Here is a 22,987-nt window from a genome sequence, read left to right on the forward strand (position 1 = left end):
GTAAGCCGGTTTTTTTATGGGTGAACTGTAAACTTTTGTGACGGGTTTACTTCACTTCTTCGCCTTTCGCCTGCATATCGGCATGGTAAGAGGAACGCACGAACGGACCGCAGGCAGCATGGGTAAAGCCCATCGCCATCGCTTCGGCTTTCATCTCGTCAAACTCTTCAGGGCTTACGTAACGCTGCACCGGCAGGTGATGACGGCTTGGCTGCAGATACTGGCCCAGGGTCAGCATGGTGACGCCGTGGCGGCGCAGGTCGCGCATCACTTCAACAATCTCTTCGTTAGTCTCACCGAGACCGACCATCAGACCTGATTTAGTCGGGATATCCGGATGGGCTTCTTTAAAGCGCTCCAGCAGCTTCAGCGACCAGTTGTAATCTGCGCCCGGGCGAACCTGACGATAGAGGCGTGGTACGTTTTCCAGGTTGTGGTTAAACACGTCTGGCGGATTGGCGTTGAGGATCTCAAGCGCACGGTCCATACGGCCACGGAAGTCAGGAACCAGCGTCTCAATCTTAATGGACGGGCTCTTTTCACGAATGGCATTAATACAGTCAGCAAAGTGCTGAGCACCGCCGTCGCGCAGATCGTCGCGGTCAACGGAGGTAATAACCACATAGCGTAATGCCATGTCGGCGATAGTCTGGGCCAGTTTCTGCGGTTCATTGGCATCCGGGGCGACAGGACGACCATGGGCAACGTCACAGAACGGGCAACGGCGGGTACAGATGGCGCCGAGGATCATGAAGGTCGCGGTACCGTGGTTAAAGCACTCGGCAAGGTTCGGGCAGGAGGCCTCTTCACACACGGAGTGGAGGCCGTTTTTGCGCATCGCCGCTTTGATTCCCTGAATACGCGAAGAGTCCGCCGGAAGTTTAATTTTCATCCATGCCGGTTTTCTTAACAGCGCTTCGCGCTCCGTAGCCACGTTTTTAACCGGGATTAGGGCCATTTTATCGGCATCACGGTATTTAACACCGCGTTCCATCACAATGGGTTTACTCATAGCGTGCGTCTTCCAGTTGCGAAAATCGAAGGAAAGCGTTTCAATTCAAGGGAATGTTGTATTTATCAACTATTTTTGAACGAACGACAGGCAGTATATCATTGATACGGACGATAAAGCAGCCTGCCCGGTCGCCAAATTGTAAAATAGTTGTTGTTTAGTGCTTTTTGCGTGGTTCAGCGCAACTTTACGTGGGATGGCCCCGATTAAAAGGCCTGGCGGATAACGTTTATCAGATTTTCCAGCACCGGGTCGCGCATGCTCAGCTTATTGTAATACAGCGAGATTTCGACGGACTCGGCATTCAGCGGGGCGAAGGGGATCTGTTCCACCGGCCAGCAGTGACGCACCATATTAAACAGGCGCTCCGGGATGATACCCAGCAGATCGCTACTGCCAACCAGGGCGGCAATGGTAAAAATATTGTAACTGCTGAAATTCACCAGACGTTCCGGGAAAATATCCTGAACGCGCTGTCGCAGTCCGTTGAGGTTTTGCCCCTCCATCAGCAGCAGCGTTTGCTCGTAGCGCTGCAGATTTTCAACCGTAACTTCCTCCTGCAGCGCCGGATGCCCTTTGCGACAGATCAGAAGTAGCTTATCTGCAAACAGCACGTGGCGGCTTAAGGCCCGGGCATTCAGGGTGTTGCTGTCCACGATCAGATCGGTCTGAAACTGGCTGAGCTGCGCTTCGGGGTCATTAACCGAGATATTGCGTAACATCAGCTGTGGCGCATGCGTCTTCACGGCCTGGTAGATCAGGGGCATCACCAGCGCGCCTATGGCTGGCGTTGTGCCAATGGTGATGATTCGCTGCTTGTCGTAGCTGCCGGTTAAATCCAGCGCCCCGAGGATGGATTCAAGCCCCTGACTGATATATTCATGCAGATGCGTGGCATAGGCGGTAGGCGTCACGCCCTGGCCTTTACGGATAAACAGCGGGTCGGGAAAAATGGTGCGCAATTTCTGGATAGACTGACTAATTGCTGAGGGAGTGAGATTCAGAATTTTCGCAGCATTAACGATCCCTTTGTGTACATATACGGCCTCAAAAATCGTCAATAAATTAAGATCTATATTACGTAAAGTCCGAAAAATTTGTGGCTTTGCATCACTGCCTGGATCGCTCAAGCGCTTTTCTGGAAGAATATTATTATCCACGCTGTCCCTCCGTATGTATTCACAATATAAATAATAGTTGAATTTAAATAATGTGCTTATTGTTATGCTTAAACAGTTTCAAGGAATTAAGAATGTTAAGTAAACTCATGGGGTTGTCTGGTTTTTGCGCAGGCATAATCGCACCGACCGGGTGGCCCTGTCGATGCAGAAAGCAGGCGATCGCGTATACGCAGTTAGGTTGCGGGTGTTTTGAAAATATAGAATCTGTGAATTAATGTAAAGGATAAATGCAGTGGAATAAGAGTGGCTCATAAAATAAATGAGCCAAATGCGGAAAGTCATTAAGCAGGGATATATTTATGCGGCGGATTGTTTAGCAGCGCTAAAAAAGAGTTAACTAAATGTGGTTGTACGATTTCGGGCGTAATGTTCTCTACCCACTGGCGCATTTGCGCCATTTCCATCCCGGCATAACCGCAAGGATTGATGCGCTGGAAAGGCGAAAGATCCATATTAATATTGAGGGCAAGACCGTGAAAAGAACACCCTTTACGAATTCGCAGACCGAGAGAACATATTTTCATTTCGCCGACATACACGCCCGGGGCGTCTGCGCGCGGGTGCGCTTCAATATCAAATTCAGCCAGCGTATTGACCACCGTCTGTTCAAGTAGCGTCACCAGTTCACGCACGCCGAGCTTCCTGCGCTTCAGGTTGAGCAGAACATACATCACCTGTTGACCCGGCCCATGATAGGTAATCTGCCCGCCACGATCGCTCTGGACAACCGGAATATCGCCAGGCATCAACAGATGCTCGGCTTTGCCCGCCTGACCCTGGGTAAATACGGGGGGGTGCTCTACCAGCCAGATCTCATCCGGCGTGTTCTCGTCGCGTGTGTCAGTAAATTCATGCATAGCCTGGGAGACAGGCTCATAGGGCTGCAGCCCAAGCTGGCGAACGAGAAGGGTGTCCTGATACAAAACGATCTCTCCGAACGAAGGAAAAAACTGTAGCGGGGAGTATATCACAGAGGTGAAACAGGTTACCCGGCGATGCGGGTAACCGAAAGGCGTTACAGCACCATGCGAACGATATCGATGTTGCCGAGCTCTTCATACAGGGTCTCGACTTGTTCAATATGCGTGGCAGTGATGGTGATCGAAACGGAATGGTAGTTGCCTTTGCTGCTGGGTTTCACCGTCGGAGAGTAGTCACCTGGCGCATGGCGCTGTACTACCTCAACCACCTGATCAACCAGCTCAGGCAACGCCTGTCCCATTACTTTGTAAGTAAAAGGAGTAGGGAATTCAAGCAGTTCATTAAGTTTGGTTTTCATGGGAGCTCCGGCAGTACGTCAAAAAAATAATAACTCCCACGTCGGGTGGGAGTTATCAGGTTACATAGTATATGGGGACAGAAATCACACTTTCAAGTGTTCAATTCTTAACCAAACCAGTGATGGAACATCAATTTAATGTAATCAATGATTTTGCCGAAGAAATTGCCTTCAGGGATTTCATCCAGCACCACGAGAGGGCGCTGATCGATGGTTTTACCATCGAGCTGGAAGTTGATGGTACCGACAACCTGGTTTTTCTGCAGCGGGGCGTGCAGCTCGCTGGAGTTCAGCACATAGCTGGCCTTCAGGTCTTTCATACGGCCACGGGGAATGGTCAGGTAGAGATCTTTATCCACGCCCAGTGAGGCACGGTCGTTATCACCGAACCAGACCGGTTCAGAGGCGAACTCTTTACCTGCTTTCAGCGGGTTCACGGTTTCGAAGAAGCGGAAGCCCCAGGTCAGCAGTTTCTTGCTTTCGGTTTCACGCCCTTTGAAGGTACGGCCGCCCATTACCGCAGAGATCAGACGCATCTGGCCCTCTGTCGCTGAGGCCACCAGGTTGTAACCCGCTTTATCGGTGTGACCGGTTTTGATGCCGTCAACGTTCAGGCTGTTATCCCACAGCAGGCCGTTGCGGTTGGTCTGACGGATACCGTTAAAGGTGAACTCTTTCTCTTTGTAGATGGTGTATTCGTTCGGCACGTCACGGATCAGCGCCTGGCCAATCAGCGCCATATCGCGCGCAGAGCTGTACTGACCGTCCGCATCCAGGCCGTGAACGGTCTGGAAGTGGCTATTTTTCAGACCCAGCGCGCTCACGTAGCTGTTCATCAGACCAACGAAAGCGTCCTGGCTGCCGGCGGCAAAATCGGCCATTGCCACGCAGGCATCGTTACCGGACTGCAGGTTGATACCACGGATCAACTGAGAGACGGGAACCTGCATGCCCGGTTTCAGGAACATCAGGGATGAGCCTTTGAATACCGGGTTGCCGGTGGCCCACGCGTCGTTGCCGATGGTGACCAGGTCGGTCTCTTTGAATTTACCTGCTTTCATCGCCTGGCCGATGACATAGCTGGTCATCATTTTGGTCAGGCTGGCCGGGTCGCGACGTGCGTCAGCGTTCTGTTCAGCCAACACTTTGCCGGAGTTGTAGTCGATCAGGATGTAGGATTCCGCGTCGATCTGCGGAACGCCCGGGATCATGGTCTTGATATTCAGGTCATCGGCGTGAGCAACAGAGAGCGTGGCTGCGCAAAGCGCCGTAGTGAGCGCCATGCGCTGCATAAAACGAGCGGAGAAAGTGGTCTTCATGGTCAGAACAACGACATCCGTGATGGAATTAAAAAAAGTGCCTTACTATAGCAAATGCTATACAGGCAGGCATCCGACTTTCAGCATGAGAGTGTGAATCAGCATTACAAATACTGACAATTCGGATACCGCTGATTAATCATTTCGCAACAGCGATAAACGACTGTAACTGCGCTTCATTCTGCAGGCGTTGCTGTAACGCAGCGGCCTCAGATTTGCTGGCAAACGGGCCAAGCTGGATACGCCAGACCGCGCCATTTTGCTCAACGCGACCCGGAACGCCAAACTGCTGGCCGAGACGCTGCTGATACTGCTGAGCACGCGCCCGATCGCTAACTGCGCCAACCTGAACGACATAGCCACCGGCCTGAGCAGGGGCGGAAACAGGGGCCGCAACCGGAGCCTGAACTGGGGCAGAGACAGGCGCCGTGACCGGCGCCGTCTGGTTCACAGGGGCGGTGACAACCGGCTGTGGCGCTGGCGGTTCACTGCCTTCCAGCACGCCAGAGGCGAGGGTCGTCGGTGCACCGAGGAAGCCGCTGCTGCTGACCGGCGCGCCCATGCTGTCTTCGCTTTTCAGCGTGTCGTTGCTGATGGGGCGCACGTCACCCTCTGCAGGCATCGGTTCGGATGCGGACGACGCGCTACCCATACCGCCGCTCAGGTCGGGACGCGCGGGCAGGGCATAAGTCTGTTTAGCCACAGTGGTACAGGCCATACCCGGGCCGGACAGAGAGCCGTCCTGGGCGACAATAATCGGGTCGATCCGGACTTTGGTGTTATTTGAGGTGTTCAGACGGTCAGCCGCTGCGCGTGACAGCGAAATAACGCGGTCGTTGCCGTAAGGGCCACGGTCGTTGATACGCACCACAATCATCCGGCCATTCGCCAGGTTAGTAATACGCGCGTAGCTCGGAATGGGGAGGGTGGGATGCGCAGCCGTCAGCTGCATCGGATCGAAGGCTTCACCGGATGCGGTCAGGTTGCTTCCCGGCTCGGCATCATAAATCGCCGCCAGGCCTGCCTGACTGAATCGGGACAGATCCTGAACGATTTTGTAGCTTTTACCGTCACGTTCGTAATCCTGATTCGCGGTAGCGCTCAGTGGTTCAAAACGCGGATCGGCTCCGCTGATCTCAACCACCGGTCCATTACATACGGCTGGCTGCGGCGGTGCGACGGTCGCTTGCTGCTGACCATCGTCACTTGTACAGGCTGCCAGTAAACTCACTGCGATGCAGATCCCAGACCACTGCTTACGCATTGCGTGCCCCTTATACGCTTTTTGACAACATTTTTCTGTGTGTGTGGATCGACATGACGATCCCGAACCCGGCCATCAGTACAATCAGGGCCGAGCCTCCGTAACTCACCAGGGGAAGCGGTACGCCAACCACCGGCAGAATACCGCTCACCATACCAATATTTACGAAAACATAAACGAATAAAATCAACATCAAGCCACCGGCCATGACGCGACCAAAGGTGGTTTGCGCGCGGGCTGCGATCCATAATCCACGCATGATTAGCAGCAGATAGAGCGCCAGCAGAATCAAAATGCCCACCAGGCCCAACTCTTCGGCCAGAACCGCGAAGATAAAGTCGGTATGACGTTCCGGCAGGAACTCAAGCTGTGACTGAGTACCGTGCAGCCAGCCCTTACCGCGCAGGCCGCCAGAGCCGATCGCAATCTTCGACTGTATAATATGATAGCCTGCTCCGAGCGGGTCGCTCTCCGGATCAAGCAGCATCATCACGCGCTGACGCTGATAATCGTGCATCAGGAAGAACCACAGAATCGGGATAAAGGCCGCGACCAGCACCACCGCAATCCCGATAAGCCGCCAGCTCAGCCCGGAGAGGAACAGCACGAACAGGCCGGAAAGGGCGATAAGAATCGAGGTGCCGAGGTCCGGCTGGGCTGCAACCAGCAACGTAGGCAGGAAGATCAGCACCAGCGCAATCGCAGTATTTTTCAACGACGGTGGACAAACATCACGGTTGATGAAGCGCGCCACCATTAACGGGACGGCGATTTTCGCAATCTCGGAGGGCTGAAAACGCACGATACCCAGGTCGAGCCAGCGCTGCGCGCCTTTCGAGATGGCACCAAAGGCATCTACCGCTACCAGCAGAATAATACAGAAAATGTAGAGATAGGGCGCCCAGCCTTCATAGACGCGCGGCGGGATCTGCGCCATCACCACCATGATCACCAGACCCATGGTGATCTGGCCGATCTTACGTTCGGTCATCCCGAGATCCTGACCGCTGGCACTCCAGATAACCAGAGCGCTGTAAACCAGCAGCGCCAGCAGGATCAGCAGCATGGCCGGGTCGATGTGGATCTTGTCCCACAGCGATTTTTTATTCGGATTATCGGTCACGATTATTGGTCCTCCGCGCCAGCGGCAGCCGGGCTCTCGCTCGGCAATTCAGTGTTGTTGTCACCCAGCATAATGTGGTCAAGGATCTGGCGCATAATGGTACCGACCGCCGGGCCGGCACCGCCGTTTTCCAGAATAATCGACACCGCAACCTGCGGGTTATCATAAGGAGCAAACGCAATCATCAGCTTGTGGTCACGCAGACGTTCAGCAATTTTGTGTGCGTTATAGGTTTCGTTCGCCTTCAGGCCGAAGACCTGCGCGGTACCGGATTTTGCCGCGATTTTATACGGAGCCCCGGCAAAGTACTTGTGCGCCGTACCGTTCGCGCGGTTGGCAACGCCGTACATCCCGTCTTTGGCAATTTCCCAGTAGCCGGAGTGGATATCACCCACCGGCGGCTCATGCGGCTGCGACCATGGCACTTTTTTGCCGTCTTCAACGGTGCTCATCAGCAGGTGCGGCACTTTCACCACCCCGTCATTGATAAGGATCATCAGCGCTTTGTTCATCTGAATCGGGGTCGCGGTCCAGTAGCCCTGGCCTATCCCCACCGGAATGGTGTCACCCTGATACCAGGGCTTTTTAAAGCGTTTCAGCTTCCATTCGCGGGTTGGCATGTTGCCGGAGCGCTCTTCCGACAGGTCGATCCCGGTGTAATGGCCATAGCCAAATTTGCCCATCCACTCGGACAGACGGTCGATACCCATGTCGTAGGCGACCTGGTAGAAGAAGGTATCCGCCGATTCTTCCAGCGATTTGGTGACGTTCAGGTGGCCGTGGCCCCACTTTTTCCAGTCGCGGTAGCGTTTTTCGGAACCCGGCAACTGCCACCAGCCCGGGTCGAAGAGGCCGGTATTGCGGGTGATCACCCCTGCGCTCAGGGCGGAGACCGCCACGTACGGTTTCACCGTTGACGCAGGCGGATAGACACCCTGCGTCGCGCGGTTGACCAGCGGCGTGTTCGGATCGTTGAGCAGGCCAGAGTAGTCTTTACTGGAGATACCATCGACGAACAGGTTCGGGTCATAGCTTGGGGTCGACACCAGCGACAGAATGCTGCCGCTGCGCGGGTCGCTCACAATGACCGCCGCACGGCTGCCCGCCAGCAGGGTTTCGATATACTGCTGGAGTTTGAGATCCAGGGTCAGATAGATGTCATGCCCGGCCTGGGGCGGCACCTCTTTCAACTGGCGGATCACACGGCCGCGGTTGTTGACCTCAACTTCTTCGTAACCGGTCTGGCCGTGGAGCAGGTCTTCGTAATAGCGTTCAATACCCAGCTTGCCGATATCGTGCGTTGCCGCGTAGTTGGCGAGCTTGCCGTCTTTATCCAGCCTGTCGACGTCTTTATCGTTAATTTTCGAGACATAGCCGATGACGTGCGTCAGCGCGGAACCGTACGGGTAGAAGCGACGCTTATAGCCCTTAACTTCCACGCCGGGAAAGCGGTACTGGTTTACGGCGAAACGGGCAACCTGCACTTCGGTGAGGTTGGTTTTTACCGGGATCGACGTAAAGCGATGCGAGCGCGAACGCTCTTTTTTGAAGGCGGCGATATCGTCATCGTTCAGATCCACCACGCTGCGCAGCGCATCAAGCGTCTGCTGCACGTTATCGACCTTCTCAGGCATCATTTCAATCTGATAGATCGTGCGGTTCAGCGCCAGCGGCGTACCGTTACGGTCATAGATAATGCCGCGACTGGGGGCGATGGGGACGAGTTTGATGCGGTTTTCGTTGGAGCGGGTCTGGTAATCGGTAAAACGGACAATCTGCAGATTATAGAGGTTGGCGATCAGCACGCCCGTCAGCAGCAAAATCCCCAAAAAGGCGACCAGCGCCCGGCGCACAAACAGCGCGGACTCAGCCGTATAGTCGCGAAAAGAATTCTGTAGTTTCATCCGCTGCTTAATCTACCCAAGACTTAATCATTACTCACGGTGATAAGGGTGGTTGGTCGTGATGCTCCACGCGCGATAGAGGCTTTCAGCAACCAGAACCCGGACCAGCGGGTGGGGAAGCGTCAACGCGGAGAGAGACCAACTTTGTTCTGCTGCCGCTTTGCAGGCGGGGGATAATCCCTCCGGACCGCCAATTAACAGGCTGACGTCGCGACCGTCCTGCTTCCAGCGCTCCAGTTCGTGCGCCAGCTGCGGCGTATCCCAGGGTTTACCCGGAATATCGAGAGTGACGATGCGGTTTTTGCCTGCGGCAGCCAGCATCAGTTCACCCTCTTTATCGAGAATACGCTTGATATCCGCATTTTTGCCGCGTTTGCCAGCGGGGATCTCCACCAGCTCAAACGGCATGTCTTTTGGAAAACGACGCAGATATTCAGTAAACCCCGTTTGTACCCAGTCGGGCATTTTTGTACCGACGGCTACCAGTTGCAGCTTCACGCATTAACCCCAGAGTTTTTCCAGCTCATACAGGCGACGGCTCTCTTCCTGCATGACGTGGACAATCACATCGCCAAGGTCAACGACGACCCAGTCAGCGGTGGCTTCGCCTTCAACGCCGAGCGGCAGCATGCCGGCAGCGCGAGATTCCTGAACCACATGGTCAGCGATGGAAGCAACATGGCGAGTGGAGGTGCCGGTGCAGATAATCATGCAATCGGTGATGCTTGATTTGCCCTGAACGTCGATGGCAATGATGTCCTGACCTTTCAGATCATCAATTTTGTCGATAACAAAATCCTGGAGTGCTTTACCCTGCAAGTTTTCCCCCTGGGAGAGTGAGATTGAATAACTGTAAATTCGTAGCCAGACAGTATACCTGAACTGGCTGCAGTGTCGGGACAAATGTCACCGGACGGGCATGCGAAGGCGGGTATCATCCCACCCTATGCCGGAGATTGCATCGCCATTTTTGTAAAACAGTTTTTGTAAAACCGTGCTGGCGGGAAGTCTGGCTGCGGAGGATATCAGCCTGGACGGGGGTGTCAATGGCGAGAGCGCGAATGGCACGCTTTTTCTCCCGCACGCCAGTCAGTTGCTGCTTTTCTGATACAGGCCCTGCTGCTGAATGTAACTTAACACCGGCAGCGGTAACATCTCATCACAGGGGAGTCCCTGCTGCAGACGCTGGCGGATAAGCGTCGCTGAGATATCAAACCAGGGGGTTTCCGCAAGGTAAATTTTGCCGGCCGGCAGATTGTGCAGATCCTCAACCTGATACGTCAGATGCTGCTCCAGCCACAGCTGGTGCTGCTCCTCTTTCATCGTCAGGGGATAGCCCGGACGACGGCAGACGATTAAGTGGCTGTTATCGAGGATCGTCTGATACTGATACCAGGTGGGGAAATTGAGCAGCGAGTCCTGACCGATAATAAACGCCAGCGGTTTTTCCGGCCCTTGTTCGCTGCGCCAGGCCTGTAAAGTCTGCGCGGTATACGAAGGGCTGTCCCGGCGCAGCTCTCGCTCATCAAGAACAAACAGCGGCTTATCGGCAATAGCCAGCGCCAGCATCTCTTTGCGCTGGGCGGGAGTGGCTTCTGGCTGCGGGCGATGCGGCGGCACGTTGTTGGGCATTATCGTGACGCGCTGCAGGCCAATCTGGTTGGCGAGGATCTCGACCGGTTTCAGATGCCCGTAGTGGACCGGGTCAAAGGTGCCGCCATAGAGTGCCTGTAAAGATTGCATCTCAACCTTCAATAAAGATATCGGCCAGCGCTTTGTGGCACAGCAGCAGGGAGAGGCTTTCCAGCTCAGACCAGATCGACTGACCGTAATCCTGCTTCAGGGTCAGCTCGGTGCGCGTCAGAAGCTGAACGGCCTGGCGCAGCTGTTCCGGGCTCAGTCGGTTCAAGGCTTCAGTTGTCATGCCGCGGCGATTCTGCCAGACCCGGTGCTTATCAAACAGCGCGCGCAGGGGCGTATGCGCGGACTGACGTTTCAGCGTAACCAGCAGCAGCAGTTCGCGCTGCAGGGTGCGCAACAGAATAACCGGCTCGCTGCCTTCGAGACGCAGCTGCTGCAGGATATGCAGAGCGCGTTTGCTCTTTGCGGACAGCAGGGCATCGACCCAGTGGAAAGGGGTGAAGTGCGCCGCGTCGTTAACCGCCTGCTCAACGCGCGGTAAGGTCAGTTTGCCATCCGGCCAGAGCAATGACAGACGTTCCAGCGCCTGGGCAAGGGCCAGCAAATTGCCTTCGTAACAGTAACAGAGTAGCTGGTTCGCGGCGTCATCCAGCTGCAGATTCAGCTGTTTTGCCCGGGCCGCCACCCATTTGGGCAGATGTGCCTGCTCCGGGGTCTGGCAGGATACCTGCACCGAATGGTTTGCCAGAGCGGTAAACCAGGCGGCATTCTCCTGCGCCTTAGTTAGCTTGTTGCCACGAACAATCAGCAGCAGATCGCTGTGCAGCAGACTAACCAACGTGGCAAGCTGTTCGTTGATGGCCGCGTTAGGGCCATTTTCCGGGAGCTGAATAAGCAGGGTTTGCCGGGCAGCAAACAGGCTCATCGCCTGGCAGAGCGAGAAAATCTCCTGCCAGTCGGTGCTGTTATCCAGAGTGAAACTGTGGTGCTCCTCAAAGCCCTGGCTGGCCGCAATCTGACGAACGGCGTCCTGGCTCTCCTGAAGCAAAAGTGGGTCGTTTCCGAGCAGTAGATACGCCGCGCGCAGCCCTTCATTGAGCTGCGCGCGGAGTTGTTCAGGGTACAACCTGAGCATTACTGACCCAGCGTCGTGGAGACGCGAGATGAGGATGCCGCAGGTGTAGCCTTCTGGGCGTTCTCTTTTTCAGCGGAATGGACGCTCGGCAGCTTACGGATCAGCTGCTCCGCTGCCTTGTCATACATTTCGTTCACGATAATGGTCTGCTCAGCGTCTTTCGCAAGGGCTGTCTGCGGGTTATCGAAGAACGAACGGTAGACCTTGGTGCTGATTGGGTAAATATCGCTACCCGGGATCAGAACCGCAGCGTGCACTTCCATCACCATCTGGTATTCCGCAGTACGACCATCCTGGAAGATGGAGGCGGTGTCCTGGCTCAGGGTAGAGCTTAAGACGCGGAACGACGGGATATCCTGGCGCAGCGTACTTTTCTCGATCAGATCAACGCCGTTAAGGCGCAGCTGGTTACGAATGGCACGGCTAAGCGGACCATTTGGATCCCCCGAATCGAAAATCATCGTTTTCATCTGTTCCGGCACCTGTGTGGTGTTGCGCAGGTGCCAGCCACATCCGGCGGTGACCAGCACCGCCAGCGATAACAGTAATGTTGCCAGTTGTCGCACGCTTCCTCCCGCGCTTAGCCAACGACCAGGTTCAGCAGTTTACCAGGTACGTAGATCACTTTACGTACGGTAACGCCATCAAGATACTTCGCCACCAGATGCTCCTGGCCGGCACGTTCGCGTACCTGCTCTTCGGTTGCATCAACCGGAACAGTGATTTTACCGCGGACTTTACCGTTTACCTGCACAACGACCAGGGTGGTGTTTTCAACCATTGCGGATTCATCCGCCACCGGCCACGGTGCATTGTCGATATCGCCTTCGCCGTTCAGCTCCTGCCACAGGGTAAAGCTGGCGTGTGGGGTGAACGGGTTCAGCATACGTACGACCGCCAGCAGCGCTTCACGCATGATGGCGCGATCCTGCTCGCCGTCCTGCGGGGCTTTCGCCAGCTTGTTCATCAATTCCATAATAGCCGCAATTGCGGTATTGAAGGTCTGACGGCGACCAATATCATCGGTCACTTTGGCAATCGTTTTATGAACATCGCGACGCAGCGCCTGCTGATCTTCAGTCAGTGCAGCGGTATCCAGCGCCGGGGCGTCACCCTGAGAGGTGTGCTCGTAAACCAGTTTCCAGACACGTTTCAGGAAGCGGTTAGCCCCTTCAACGCCGGACTCCTGCCACTCAAGGGTCATATCTGCCGGAGAGGCAAACATCATGAACAGACGCACGGTGTCGGCACCGTAGCGCTCAACCATCACCTGCGGGTCAATGCCGTTGTTTTTGGACTTCGACATTTTGCTCATGCCGGTGTAAACCAGCTCGTGGCCCGCGGCGTCTTTCGCCTTAACGATACGGCCTTTCTCGTCGCGCTCAACGATGGCATCAACCGGGGAGACCCAGTTACGCTCGCCGTTCGCGCCCACGTAGTAGAAGGCGTCTGCCAGCACCATGCCCTGACACAGCAGCTGTTTTGCTGGCTCGTCAGAGTTCACCATGCCTGCGTCGCGCATCAGCTTGTGGAAGAAGCGGAAGTAGAGCAGGTGCATGATGGCGTGTTCGATACCACCGATGTAGATATCCACCGGCAGCCAGTAGTTTGCTGCTTTGGAATCCAGCATGCCTTCCTGATACTGCGGGCAGGTGTAGCGCGCGTAGTACCAGGAAGACTCCATAAAGGTGTCGAAGGTGTCGGTCTCACGCAGCGCAGGCATACCGTTAACGGTGGTTTTCGCCCACTCAGGATCGGCTTTGATCGGGCTGGAGATGCCATCCATAACCACATCTTCCGGCAGGATCACCGGCAGTTGATCTTCTGGCGTTGGCATCACGGTACCGTCTTCCAGGGTAACCATCGGAATCGGTGCGCCCCAGTAACGCTGACGGGAAACACCCCAGTCGCGCAGACGGTAGTTAACTTTACGCTCGCCGACGCCCAGCGCAGCCAGCTTGTCAGCAATGGCGTTGAAGCCTTCTTCGAAGCTCAGGCCGCTAAATTCGCCGGAGTTAAACAGGGTGCCTTTTTCAGTCAATGCCTGTTCGGACAGGTCCGGCTCTGAGCCATCCGCTGCCAGGATAACCGGCTTGATCGCCAGGTTGTATTTAGTGGCAAATTCGTAATCGCGCTGATCGTGACCCGGAACGGCCATAACTGCGCCGGTACCGTACTCCATCAGAACGAAGTTGGCGGCCCAGACCGGGATCGCTTCGCCAGTCAGCGGGTGCGTCGCGTAGAAACCGGTGGCAACGCCTTTTTTCTCCATCGTTGCCATGTCGGCTTCGGCCACTTTGGTGTTGCGGCATTCGTCGATGAAGGCTGCCAGTTCCGGATTGTTCTCTGCCGCTTTCTGCGCCAGAGGGTGACCTGCGGCAACGGCCAGGTAGGTCGCACCCATGAAGGTGTCCGGACGGGTAGTGTAGACGGTCAGAGTCTGATCGTAGTTCTCAACGTTGAAGGTGATCTCCACGCCTTCAGAGCGGCCGATCCAGTTGCGCTGCATGGTCTTAACGGTATCTGGCCAGTGGTCCAGATTATCCAGATCGTTCAGCAGTTCGTCGGCGTAAGCGGTGATTTTGATAAACCACTGTGGGATCTCTTTACGTTCAACCTTGGTGTCGCAGCGCCAGCAGCAGCCGTCGATGACCTGTTCGTTAGCGAGAACGGTCTGATCGTTCGGGCACCAGTTAACGGCAGAGGTTTTCTTGTACACCAGGCCTTTTTTATACAGCTCGGTGAAGAACTTCTGCTCCCAGCGGTAGTATTCAGGGGTGCAGGTTGCCAGCTCGCGGCTCCAGTCATAGCCAAAGCCCAGCATCTTGAGCTGGTTTTTCATGTAGGCGATGTTGTCGTAGGTCCATGGCGCTGGCGCAGTGTTGTTTTTTACCGCTGCACCTTCTGCAGGCAGACCAAACGCATCCCAGCCGATTGGCTGCAGGACGTTTTTGCCCAGCATGCGCTGATAACGGGCGATCACATCACCGATGGTGTAGTTACGCACGTGGCCCATGTGTAGTCGGCCAGAAGGATAGGGAAGCATCGACAGGCAGTAATACTTCTCTTTGCTCTCGTCTTCGGTGACTTCAAAAGTGCGCTTCTCGTCCCAGTGTTGCTGGACTTTCGATTCTATCTCTTCCGGGCGGTATTGCTCTTGCATGGCAGCCAGTGGTCCTGTGTTCAATACAGCTACAAACGTAGCCAATGGATGTGGTAATTCAGATCCGCATAGCATAGCCCAAACGCCCGCGTCAAAACAGCCTTTACCACTAAAAGCGACTTGCAGGTATTTACGCAGAGTGTGGATGACCTGACAAAGCGGGGCGCAAATAAGGTCTATCATTAGAGAGGTTTACTTACCCGGGAGGCAAAATGATGAACAAGGTTGCTCAATTTTACCGTGAACTGGTCGCCACATTGACAGAACGTCTGCGGAACGGTGAGCGTGATATAGATGCGCTCGTCGAGCATGCACGCGTTAAGGTGATGCAGACGGGTGAGTTAACGCGCACCGAAGTGGAAGAGGTGACACGCGCGGTTCGCCGCGATCTGGAGGAGTTTGCCCGTAGCTATGGCGAGAGCCAGGATGAGGCCAACGACAGCGTATTTATGCGGGTGATCAAAGAGAGCCTGTGGCAGGAGCTGGCGGACATCACCGATAAAACCCAACTGGAGTGGCGCGAGGTATTCCAGGATCTCAACCATCACGGGGTGTATCACAGCGGTGAGGTTGTCGGGCTGGGGAATCTGGTGTGTGAGAAGTGCCATTTTCATCTGGCCATCTATACCCCAGAGATGCTGCCGCTCTGTCCAAAATGTGGCCACGACCAGTTCCAGCGTCGGCCATTTGAACCTTGAATCCGTAGTAAAAAGTTATCTTCTTTACAGTAAATCGGTGCGCAAAACTTGCGCACCGTTGTTAAAGTACTGCTTATCTGGCAGTGATTTCTGTCGCTTTAAAGTTCTGATTGCCGCCCATGTTTGATGCATATTTATGGGAAGAATCCAGAATCAGTTTGTTAGCGGTCAATGCACCAACGCCGCAGGTTTTTAAATTCAGGAAACCACATTTATAACCACCGTTCTCAACTTTTTTGGCAGTCAAGTTCAGCGTATTCTGAGCCGTAATATGGCCGCGGTTAATAATGTTGCCTTTATTTTGCGTACTCAGGGTGAGATCGCCCCAGGAGCGAATCAGCGCTTCGTTATACAGATCGCCGGAGGTAATGACGCTAACCCCAGTACCCTCGATATGACCGTAGTTATCAGTTTTATTATTCTGAATCATGACCGTAGTATACGTACCTCCCATATAACCGGAGTTGTTCAACCAGTTGCTTGCCGTAGTCAGACTTTTGCTCGCCTTGATTTGGCTATTAGCGTGTTGGGTGATGGTGCCGTTAGTCTGAATGAGAATATCGCCACCGGACATTGAGCCTGAATTAATGATTTCACCTGAGGAGAGTTGGTTGTCTTTGGTCGACGTAATTTGCAAAGTTTCAGTGCCATAAATATAACGGTCTGAAGTGAAACTGTTTCCGCCGAAGGTGAACGCGGTATTGGCACCGTACATTGATCCACCTTTTTGAGTAATATTACCCGCTGCGGAGATGGTCAGTCTATTTCCAGAATGAATATATGCTGCACCAATATTTTCCAGATTGCCGTTGGTGGCAATTACAAGCTCGTTAACTGCTTTAATGGTACCTTTGTTAGAGAGATCACTGGCTGCTGAAACGGCCATTTGGTTACCGCTGAAAATCGTGCCGGTATTAACCAGATTATTGGCGCTATTCAGTACGGCAATATTGGCGCTTGAAATATTACCTGTGTTTTTTATTTCTCCCGCAGACATTATCTGGGTCACCATACCATTGTTGGTAATAGAACGTTCGTTTACCAGCATACCATTGCTGGCCATAGACAGAACGCCCTTCGCAACAATTGCGCCAGTATTGCGTACACCAAAGCCGAGATTATTGCCCACCATGGTAATATTGTCGGCTTTAACACCTCCCATCGCACTGACGTCAATGCTGTATTCAGGGAAGAGCATCTGTTTCAGGGTGGCTGTTTTTCCGGCGGAGGTGATCTGACCAGTGCTATTATTCAGGGTGAAGTTACCGGCGCTTATCATGGCATTTTTAACATTAACCTGGCCGTTGAGGCTGATAACGTCAGCCAGCAGAGCGGCATAGTTTTCTGCAGCGTTCATGCCATTACCATCAATGCTAATTTTGCCGCCAGTGACGGTGTAGCTGCCGATAGCCCCGGCGTCGGTCATGTTGACTTTACCGGTTGTCATAACCACTTTATTGGCGTTGACAAAGCTACAGCCGGAGCAGGAGATGCCGTTCGGGTTAGCAATGACGACATCGGCTCTCTGACCATTGACCTCGATAAAACCGTTCAGGGCGCTGGATTTATTAGAAGTTACTTCGTTAAGAATGACGGAAGCGCTTCCGTTCGCCAGATTATTGTTCCTGGCAATATTACCCAACGTGCCATGAACAACATCGCTCGCGCTATTGTTCAGAATGGCACCTTTATCACTCACGTTAAATTCACGGTACATATTATGCGAAACACCGGCAGCATTAGGTGCTTCGATATCAATGACTTTTGCGCCAGATAAATGGTTATAGCTGAAAGGATCGGCATTTACGCCAGTTGCTGAAAGTGCTGCCGCCAGGGCGACATAGCTGATTTTAAATTTAAACATGTGATTATTCCTTTAATGAAAATATTTCCGAAAATTACTGCTAAATAAACGAGTGATTCTTTATGTTGTCTAGTACCTCCATTGCAATGAAAAACCCATATTAAGCGCATCAGTATGATAACTCTCGGGTTTCACAAGTGGTGTGCCGATAAAAAGGTCGTATTGAGTCGCCAGTTTTTCCCCACGCAAACCCACTACCGCGCCGGATAATACTTTTCCGGATTGATACCGATCGCTGCCGATAATTTTTCCTGCATCAAGACCGACATAAAATTGCTGGTCGGGTGTTGGGATGTTCCAGATAAAATCATTGCGCAGATACCATCCCTGGTTACTGGATAGCGTGCTTTCACCATCAAACCCTCTTACTGACCAGCGGTTGCCAATATTAAATAAATTATCGCTGGATAAGGTATCAGGGCTAATTTGCAGACTAAAATGCGGAGCCCAGGCGAACTTTTCTCCGGTATTGTCAAACTTCATTAATGCTTTAATGTCGGCACGAACGACGCGTGCCTGTTTATTATATAAACCCGCCTTTTCTTCAGGCGTTGGCGTTGAGCTCAGCCAGCCTAACCGATGCTGCATCGTTATTCCGGCATCGACGATCTTTTTGTTGAAATAGTGCTGGTGGCGTACACCCAGTTCCCAGGCGGGATTTTGCTTACGCATTACCATCAATTCCTCACCGCCAAAATAGTAACGGGAACGGCTTTTAGACACTCGTGCGCTCAGCGAGGTTTTTTGGTCCCGGGTATGAGAGATCAGTCGTTCCAGCGTGGCGCTGTAATAACGGTTCTTGCTTTCATAATCTACCGTTGAGTAATTCCCCCTGAACTGTTGCAGGTAGGTGCTGTGAGACGCATAAACGCTAAGATTCCAGTAGCCGAAGGGAACAGAGTAATAGAGGCTGCTGTTATGGTTGCCGTCATTTTTCTGCTGATATTCCACATCGCCGCCTGCAGCGAGATAAAGGATATCGTCAAGGGTAGTCAAATCATAAAGGTACAGCGCAGCACCGCCCTGATAGCGTCCACTGGCGCGGCTTCCCGCATCATCCAGCCAGGCGCCGAGTTGCCACATTTTATCCAGCTTGCGGGTAATGACGATGTCGGTTTCGCCGTACTGCTTCCCGGGCTGTAATTTCATATGAGCCGATGTGCCAGGGAGGCGCTGGAGATTCGCCATACCCATTTCTAAGTCTTTCAGATTTAATATGTTATCTGAAGAGGTGGGCATTGTGTTCCACAGACGGGTTTCGTCATTTTCGGTTTTCGCATCATATGCTATTTCTCCTACCCGGCCATAAACCAACGTCAGGATTAGAATGCCATTCGCCATATCCTGAGAAGGGATATCAATCAGTGAAGTAATGTACCCACGCGCGATAAGTTCATTTTGTAACGCGTGCGCCAGTAGTTGAATGCCATTTATGCCAAGGCATCGTGATTTCGCCTGGGCGGTCAATTTGCCGAGCATTCTGCGGGTGAGGGCTGCGTCATCTGATTCGATGACCACGTCATTAATATATTTGCAGACGGACTCTTCAGGAAACTTAAGCATTTTCTCACCGGTATAAATGCTGCCGGGTGTATATTCCTGCTCCATCGGTTTTAACGCCGTCTGGCGTGCTTTGTCCTGTTCCGATTGTGTGGTGGCTGGATGACTATTACTGGCGTAGACATGTTTACCCCCCCCGGCATAAATAAACAGGCCAGTAATAAGCATAACGCAAGTTTTTCGCATAAAAGAAATCCATTTCATTTGAAGTTGATTTAATGACTTAATCATTCAGAGTTCCATCCCTGAATTAACGCCGTTTTTATAGTCGAGGTTATCGGAATAATAATAGAAATAAAGTGAATTATATTTTGAGGAGTACTTAATTCCGATTTACTTACTGAAAATTTACTGGGGTGACACCTTTATAAAAAGATGAGGGATAATAGCGAAAGCGCTAGCGCGGTGCTACGTGTCTTTTTCTTAATTCTTTATGAATTGATAGCTGAAATTATGATCTTAATAGATGTGCTGAATGATTCATCTCTGCGCTCTGATCCTGGGACAAGAGCGCAGGTTTTTGAATTAATTGTAGAATGCAAGTCGCTGCGCCAGCAGATCAACAAAGGCGGCACGGTTTATATCTGTTAACACCGTGGCGTTAGGGGAGTTACCGGTTAAAAAGTAATAATCCACGACGGTCATACCCTGGGTATATTTCCCCTGCGTCTCGACGCCAACCCAGCGCTCGATAGCGGTGAACATATCGGGTTTAAGTAGCCAGGCGATGGTACAGGGATCGTGCAATGGCGCCCCGTGAAAACCCCATTTTTCCGCTTTATGGTAAGCCATAAAGAAGTCCAGCAGCTCCGCCACTGTGGTCGCCACCGGGTTACCAATACGGCGAAAACGCTCGATATCCTCCGCCATAATTTGCGCCTTGTGCGTCACATCCAGCCCGGCCATTACTACCGGGATGCCGGACTGAAAAACGATTTCGGCGGCTTCGGGGTCGACATAAATGTTGAATTCCGCCGCGGGCGTCCAGTTGCCTAGCCCCATCGCGCCGCCCATGATCACAATCCGGGCGATTTTTGTGTGCAGTTCAGGGTGAGCGTTCAACAGCAGAGCGACGTTAGTCTGCGGGCCGGTTGCCACCAGCGTCACCGGTTCAGGGCTTTCACGCAGTACCTTTGCCATCAGTTCCACAGCCGTGCAATCCTGCGGGGCAAAATCGGGCTCAGGCAGGGCAGGGCCATCAAGACCGCTTTCACCGTGCACGTTGTCGGCAATAATCAAATTGCGCATCAGAGGCTTAGTGGCCCCACCAGCCACCGGAATATCGCTGCGTTTTAAAAGCGTCAGCATTCGCAGCACGTTGCGCAGGGTTTTGTCCGGAGTCTGGTTTCCGGCAGAAGAGGTCACCGCCTTGAGTTCCAGTTCCGGTGAGGCGAGGGCGAGGGCGAGAGCGATCGCGTCATCATGACCCGGGTCGCAATCGAGGATAATAGGTAGTGCCATTGAATTCTCCATTTCTCAGTGTTGTTTTGTGACAAGGCTAACGCTGAAGAGAGGAGCAGACGAGGCAAACAGGTGAAAAGCGTGAAGCGGTGCGCAATCTGAGCGATTGCGCACCAGAGGGATTAATGCAGAATTTTGGCGAGGAAGTCTTTAGCGCGTTCGGACTGCGGATTGGCAAAGAAATCTTCCTTGGCCGAGTCCTCGACGATTTTACCTTCATCCATAAAGATGACGCGGTTCGCCACTTTACGGGCAAAGCCCATTTCGTGGGTCACCACCATCATGGTCATCCCTTCATTGGCCAGCTCAACCATGACGTCCAGCACCTCGTTGATCATCTCAGGATCGAGTGCCGACGTGGGTTCATCAAACAGCATGGCCACCGGATCCATGCACAGCGCGCGGGCAATCGCCACGCGCTGCTGCTGGCCGCCGGAGAGCTGCGCCGGGAACTTATCGGCATGTGCAGAAAGCCCTACGCGCTCAAGCAGTTTCAGGCCTTTCTCGCGTGCTGCTGCTTTGTCGCGCTTGAGGACTTTTACCTGGGCCAGGGTCAGGTTCTCAATGATCGACAGATGCGGGAACAGTTCAAAGTGCTGGAACACCATCCCGACGTTGGAGCGCAGCTTCGCCAGGTTGGTTTTCTTGTCATTCACTTTGGTGCCGTTGACGGTGATCTCGCCCTGCTGCACTGGCTCAAGGCCGTTCACGGTTTTGATCAGCGTGGATTTACCGGAGCCGGACGGCCCGCAAACCACCACCACCTCGCCCTTTTTCACTTCCGTGGAGCAGTCGGTCAGCACCTGAAAGTGCCCATACCATTTAGAAACATTTTTCAGGGAAATCATTACACTGTCCTTTTCTTCAGCCAGCTGACCAACAGCGACGCGCTTAAACTAATTGCAAAATAGACCGCACCTGCGAACAGGATCATCTCAACCTGAGTACCATCGCGCTCGCCGATGGTGGAGGCGGTACGGAAGAAGTCTGCCAGGCTCAGTACATACACCAGCGAGGTGTCCTGGAACAATACGATGCCCTGGGTCAGCAGCAGCGGAACCATGGCGCGGAACGCCTGCGGCAGAATGATGAGCTTCATCGACTGCCAGTGGGTCATGCCTAACGCCAGCGCGGCGCTGGACTGCCCGCGGGAGATACTCTGGATCCCGGCACGGATAATCTCCGAGTAGTACGCCGCCTCAAACATGGAGAAGGCCACCATCGCCGAGATCAGGCGGATGTCAGATTTCGGCGACAGGCCAAGCACGTCCTGCAGCAGACCGGGTACGATGAGATAGAACCACAGCAGCACCATCACCAGCGGGATGGAACGAAACACGTTGACGTAGGCCGTTGCAAACCAGGCGACAGGCTTAAAGCTCGACAGGCGCATCACCGCCAGCAGCGTACCCCAGACAATCCCGACCACCACCGCCGTCAGGGTGATCTTCAGGGTGATAATCAGCCCATCAACCAGGTAGGGCAGGGAAGGAACAATAGAACTCCAGTCAAACTCGTACATTATTTGCCCCCCAGGTTGCCCGGCAGGCGAACTTTACGTTCGACCAGGTTCATCACCAGCATAATCACAGCGTTAATCAGCACGTACGCCAGGGTAATGGCGGTAAAGGATTCCCACGCGTGGGCGGAATAGTCGAGCAGTTTACCCGCCTGTGCGGCCATATCCACCAGACCGATCGTGGAGGCGATGGCCGAGTTTTTCACCAGGTTCATCATCTCCGAGGTCATCGGCGGCACAATCACGCGATAGGCATTCGGCAGCAGAACATAGCGGTAAGCCTGCGGCAGGGTCAGACCCATCGCCAGTGCGGCATTTTTTTGTCCGCGTGGCAGCGACTGGATCGCCGCACGTACTTGCTCACAAACACGGGCAGCGGTAAACAGGCCGAGGCAGAGCATCGAGGAGACAAAGAACTGAACGTTCGGATCCAGTTCAGATTTGAACCACATGCCGATATCTTCCGGCAACAGTTCAGGAATGACCAGATACCAGGTAAAGAACTGCACGATTAACGGAACGTTACGGAACAGTTCGACGTAGAGGGTTCCCAGCGAAGAGAGAAAACGGTTAGGGACGGTACGTAAAATACCGAACAACGAGCCGACGAGAAACGCAATAATCCAGGCGGTGATCGACAGTGCGACCGTGACCTGAAAACCGCTCCACAGCCAGCCAAGATAGGTGGTGTTGCCGAACGGGGCTTGCTGCAGGAAAATGCCCCAGTTCCAGTCAATTGACATAGTAAACTCCAGAAAAAAAAGGGTAGCAGCGCTACCCTCGAAGATTGGTGAGAAGCTTTAATGTTCGCGCTGAGTGGGGAACGACCACTCAACGTTTAGTCTGTCCGCGCTTCCCGACAAT

Annotated in this window: 21 protein-coding genes; 1 reads left to right on the plus strand and 20 read right to left on the minus strand. The window is 53.5% G+C overall.

Features of this window, described 5'->3' with window-relative positions:
* Nucleotides 1–46: 46 nt before the first annotated feature.
* The 14 genes from lipA to leuS all read right to left on the minus strand — a co-directional run bounded on the left by lipA (nucleotide 47) and on the right by leuS (nucleotide 15,021).
* Nucleotides 47–1,012 (minus strand): lipoyl synthase, encoded by a 966-nt coding sequence (gene lipA / locus ACOYA6_RS01920; RefSeq protein WP_138369603.1) that lies wholly within the window; start codon nucleotides 1,010–1,012, stop codon nucleotides 47–49.
* A gap of 206 nt (nucleotides 1,013–1,218) precedes the next feature.
* The gene (locus ACOYA6_RS01925; protein ID WP_422653942.1) at nucleotides 1,219–2,172 is read right to left on the minus strand and encodes a YbeF family transcriptional regulator; all 954 of its coding nucleotides are present in this window, start codon (nucleotides 2,170–2,172) and stop codon (nucleotides 1,219–1,221) included.
* 302 nt (nucleotides 2,173–2,474) lie between these two features.
* The gene (lipB, locus tag ACOYA6_RS01930) at nucleotides 2,475–3,116 is read right to left on the minus strand and encodes a lipoyl(octanoyl) transferase LipB (protein WP_039031367.1); all 642 of its coding nucleotides are present in this window, start codon (nucleotides 3,114–3,116) and stop codon (nucleotides 2,475–2,477) included.
* A 92-nt stretch (nucleotides 3,117–3,208) separates the two neighbouring features.
* Nucleotides 3,209–3,472, minus strand: a complete 264-nt coding sequence (ybeD, locus tag ACOYA6_RS01935) for a DUF493 family protein YbeD (protein WP_003022706.1) — start codon at nucleotides 3,470–3,472, stop codon at nucleotides 3,209–3,211.
* A gap of 107 nt (nucleotides 3,473–3,579) precedes the next feature.
* Complete coding sequence (gene dacA, locus ACOYA6_RS01940) at nucleotides 3,580–4,791, minus strand: D-alanyl-D-alanine carboxypeptidase DacA (protein WP_039031366.1); 1,212 nt, start codon at nucleotides 4,789–4,791, stop codon at nucleotides 3,580–3,582.
* Nucleotides 4,792–4,930: 139 nt separating this feature from the next.
* Nucleotides 4,931–6,055, minus strand: a complete 1,125-nt coding sequence (gene rlpA, locus ACOYA6_RS01945; RefSeq protein WP_341932757.1) for an endolytic peptidoglycan transglycosylase RlpA — start codon at nucleotides 6,053–6,055, stop codon at nucleotides 4,931–4,933.
* A gap of 10 nt (nucleotides 6,056–6,065) precedes the next feature.
* Nucleotides 6,066–7,178 (minus strand): peptidoglycan glycosyltransferase MrdB, encoded by a 1,113-nt coding sequence (mrdB, locus tag ACOYA6_RS01950; protein WP_039031364.1) that lies wholly within the window; start codon nucleotides 7,176–7,178, stop codon nucleotides 6,066–6,068.
* 2 nt (nucleotides 7,179–7,180) lie between these two features.
* Nucleotides 7,181–9,082 (minus strand): peptidoglycan DD-transpeptidase MrdA, encoded by a 1,902-nt coding sequence (gene mrdA / locus ACOYA6_RS01955; RefSeq protein ID WP_039031363.1) that lies wholly within the window; start codon nucleotides 9,080–9,082, stop codon nucleotides 7,181–7,183.
* Between the two features lie 30 nt (nucleotides 9,083–9,112).
* Nucleotides 9,113–9,580, minus strand: coding sequence for a 23S rRNA (pseudouridine(1915)-N(3))-methyltransferase RlmH (gene rlmH, locus ACOYA6_RS01960; protein ID WP_003858701.1), 468 nt, complete (start codon nucleotides 9,578–9,580; stop codon nucleotides 9,113–9,115).
* A 3-nt stretch (nucleotides 9,581–9,583) separates the two neighbouring features.
* Nucleotides 9,584–9,901, minus strand: a complete 318-nt coding sequence (rsfS, locus tag ACOYA6_RS01965) for a ribosome silencing factor (protein ID WP_032617029.1) — start codon at nucleotides 9,899–9,901, stop codon at nucleotides 9,584–9,586.
* A gap of 270 nt (nucleotides 9,902–10,171) precedes the next feature.
* Nucleotides 10,172–10,825: a nicotinate-nucleotide adenylyltransferase gene (gene nadD, locus ACOYA6_RS01970; RefSeq protein ID WP_422653943.1), complete on the minus strand. Its 654-nt coding sequence runs from the start codon at nucleotides 10,823–10,825 to the stop codon at nucleotides 10,172–10,174.
* A gap of 1 nt (nucleotide 10,826) precedes the next feature.
* Entirely contained in the window at nucleotides 10,827–11,858 is a 1,032-nt protein-coding gene (gene holA, locus ACOYA6_RS01975) for a DNA polymerase III subunit delta (protein WP_139564549.1), read from the minus strand.
* Nucleotides 11,858–12,424 carry an LPS assembly lipoprotein LptE gene (gene lptE, locus ACOYA6_RS01980; RefSeq protein WP_039031360.1) on the minus strand — a complete coding sequence of 189 codons (567 nt, stop codon included), beginning with the start codon at nucleotides 12,422–12,424 and terminating at the stop codon, nucleotides 11,858–11,860. Before lptE ends, holA begins: the two co-directional genes overlap by 1 nt.
* Before the next feature lie 14 nt (nucleotides 12,425–12,438).
* A complete protein-coding gene (gene leuS / locus ACOYA6_RS01985; protein WP_138369601.1) occupies nucleotides 12,439–15,021 on the minus strand; it encodes a leucine--tRNA ligase in 2,583 nt (860 codons plus the stop codon).
* A gap of 215 nt (nucleotides 15,022–15,236) precedes the next feature.
* Between leuS and ACOYA6_RS01990 the strand changes: the two genes are divergently transcribed.
* Nucleotides 15,237–15,719 carry a zinc ribbon-containing protein gene (locus ACOYA6_RS01990; protein ID WP_039031453.1) on the plus strand — a complete coding sequence of 161 codons (483 nt, stop codon included), beginning with the start codon at nucleotides 15,237–15,239 and terminating at the stop codon, nucleotides 15,717–15,719.
* A gap of 73 nt (nucleotides 15,720–15,792) precedes the next feature.
* On the opposite strand, the gene ACOYA6_RS01995 is transcribed toward ACOYA6_RS01990, so the two are convergent.
* The 6 genes from ACOYA6_RS01995 to gltJ all read right to left on the minus strand — a co-directional run bounded on the left by ACOYA6_RS01995 (nucleotide 15,793) and on the right by gltJ (nucleotide 22,866).
* Nucleotides 15,793–17,583 carry a two-partner secretion domain-containing protein gene (locus tag ACOYA6_RS01995; RefSeq protein WP_422653944.1) on the minus strand — a complete coding sequence of 597 codons (1,791 nt, stop codon included), beginning with the start codon at nucleotides 17,581–17,583 and terminating at the stop codon, nucleotides 15,793–15,795.
* Nucleotides 17,584–17,652: 69 nt separating this feature from the next.
* On the minus strand, nucleotides 17,653–19,311 hold the full coding sequence (locus ACOYA6_RS02000; RefSeq protein WP_138369724.1) for a ShlB/FhaC/HecB family hemolysin secretion/activation protein: 1,659 nt from the start codon (nucleotides 19,309–19,311) through the stop codon (nucleotides 17,653–17,655).
* A 357-nt stretch (nucleotides 19,312–19,668) separates the two neighbouring features.
* Nucleotides 19,669–20,604 (minus strand): pyrimidine-specific ribonucleoside hydrolase RihA, encoded by a 936-nt coding sequence (gene rihA / locus ACOYA6_RS02005; RefSeq protein ID WP_422653945.1) that lies wholly within the window; start codon nucleotides 20,602–20,604, stop codon nucleotides 19,669–19,671.
* Nucleotides 20,605–20,726: 122 nt separating this feature from the next.
* The gene (locus tag ACOYA6_RS02010) at nucleotides 20,727–21,452 is read right to left on the minus strand and encodes an amino acid ABC transporter ATP-binding protein (RefSeq protein ID WP_138369598.1); all 726 of its coding nucleotides are present in this window, start codon (nucleotides 21,450–21,452) and stop codon (nucleotides 20,727–20,729) included.
* Nucleotides 21,452–22,126 carry a glutamate/aspartate ABC transporter permease GltK gene (gltK, locus tag ACOYA6_RS02015; protein ID WP_422653946.1) on the minus strand — a complete coding sequence of 225 codons (675 nt, stop codon included), beginning with the start codon at nucleotides 22,124–22,126 and terminating at the stop codon, nucleotides 21,452–21,454. The genes ACOYA6_RS02010 and gltK overlap by 1 nt, the downstream gene beginning before the upstream one ends.
* Entirely contained in the window at nucleotides 22,126–22,866 is a 741-nt protein-coding gene (gene gltJ, locus ACOYA6_RS02020; RefSeq protein ID WP_039031354.1) for a glutamate/aspartate ABC transporter permease GltJ, read from the minus strand. The genes gltK and gltJ overlap by 1 nt, the downstream gene beginning before the upstream one ends.
* Between the last annotated feature and the right edge of the window lie 121 nt (nucleotides 22,867–22,987).

This window comes from Leclercia barmai (assembly GCF_049312895.1).
Classification (GTDB): domain Bacteria; phylum Pseudomonadota; class Gammaproteobacteria; order Enterobacterales; family Enterobacteriaceae; genus Enterobacter; species Enterobacter barmai.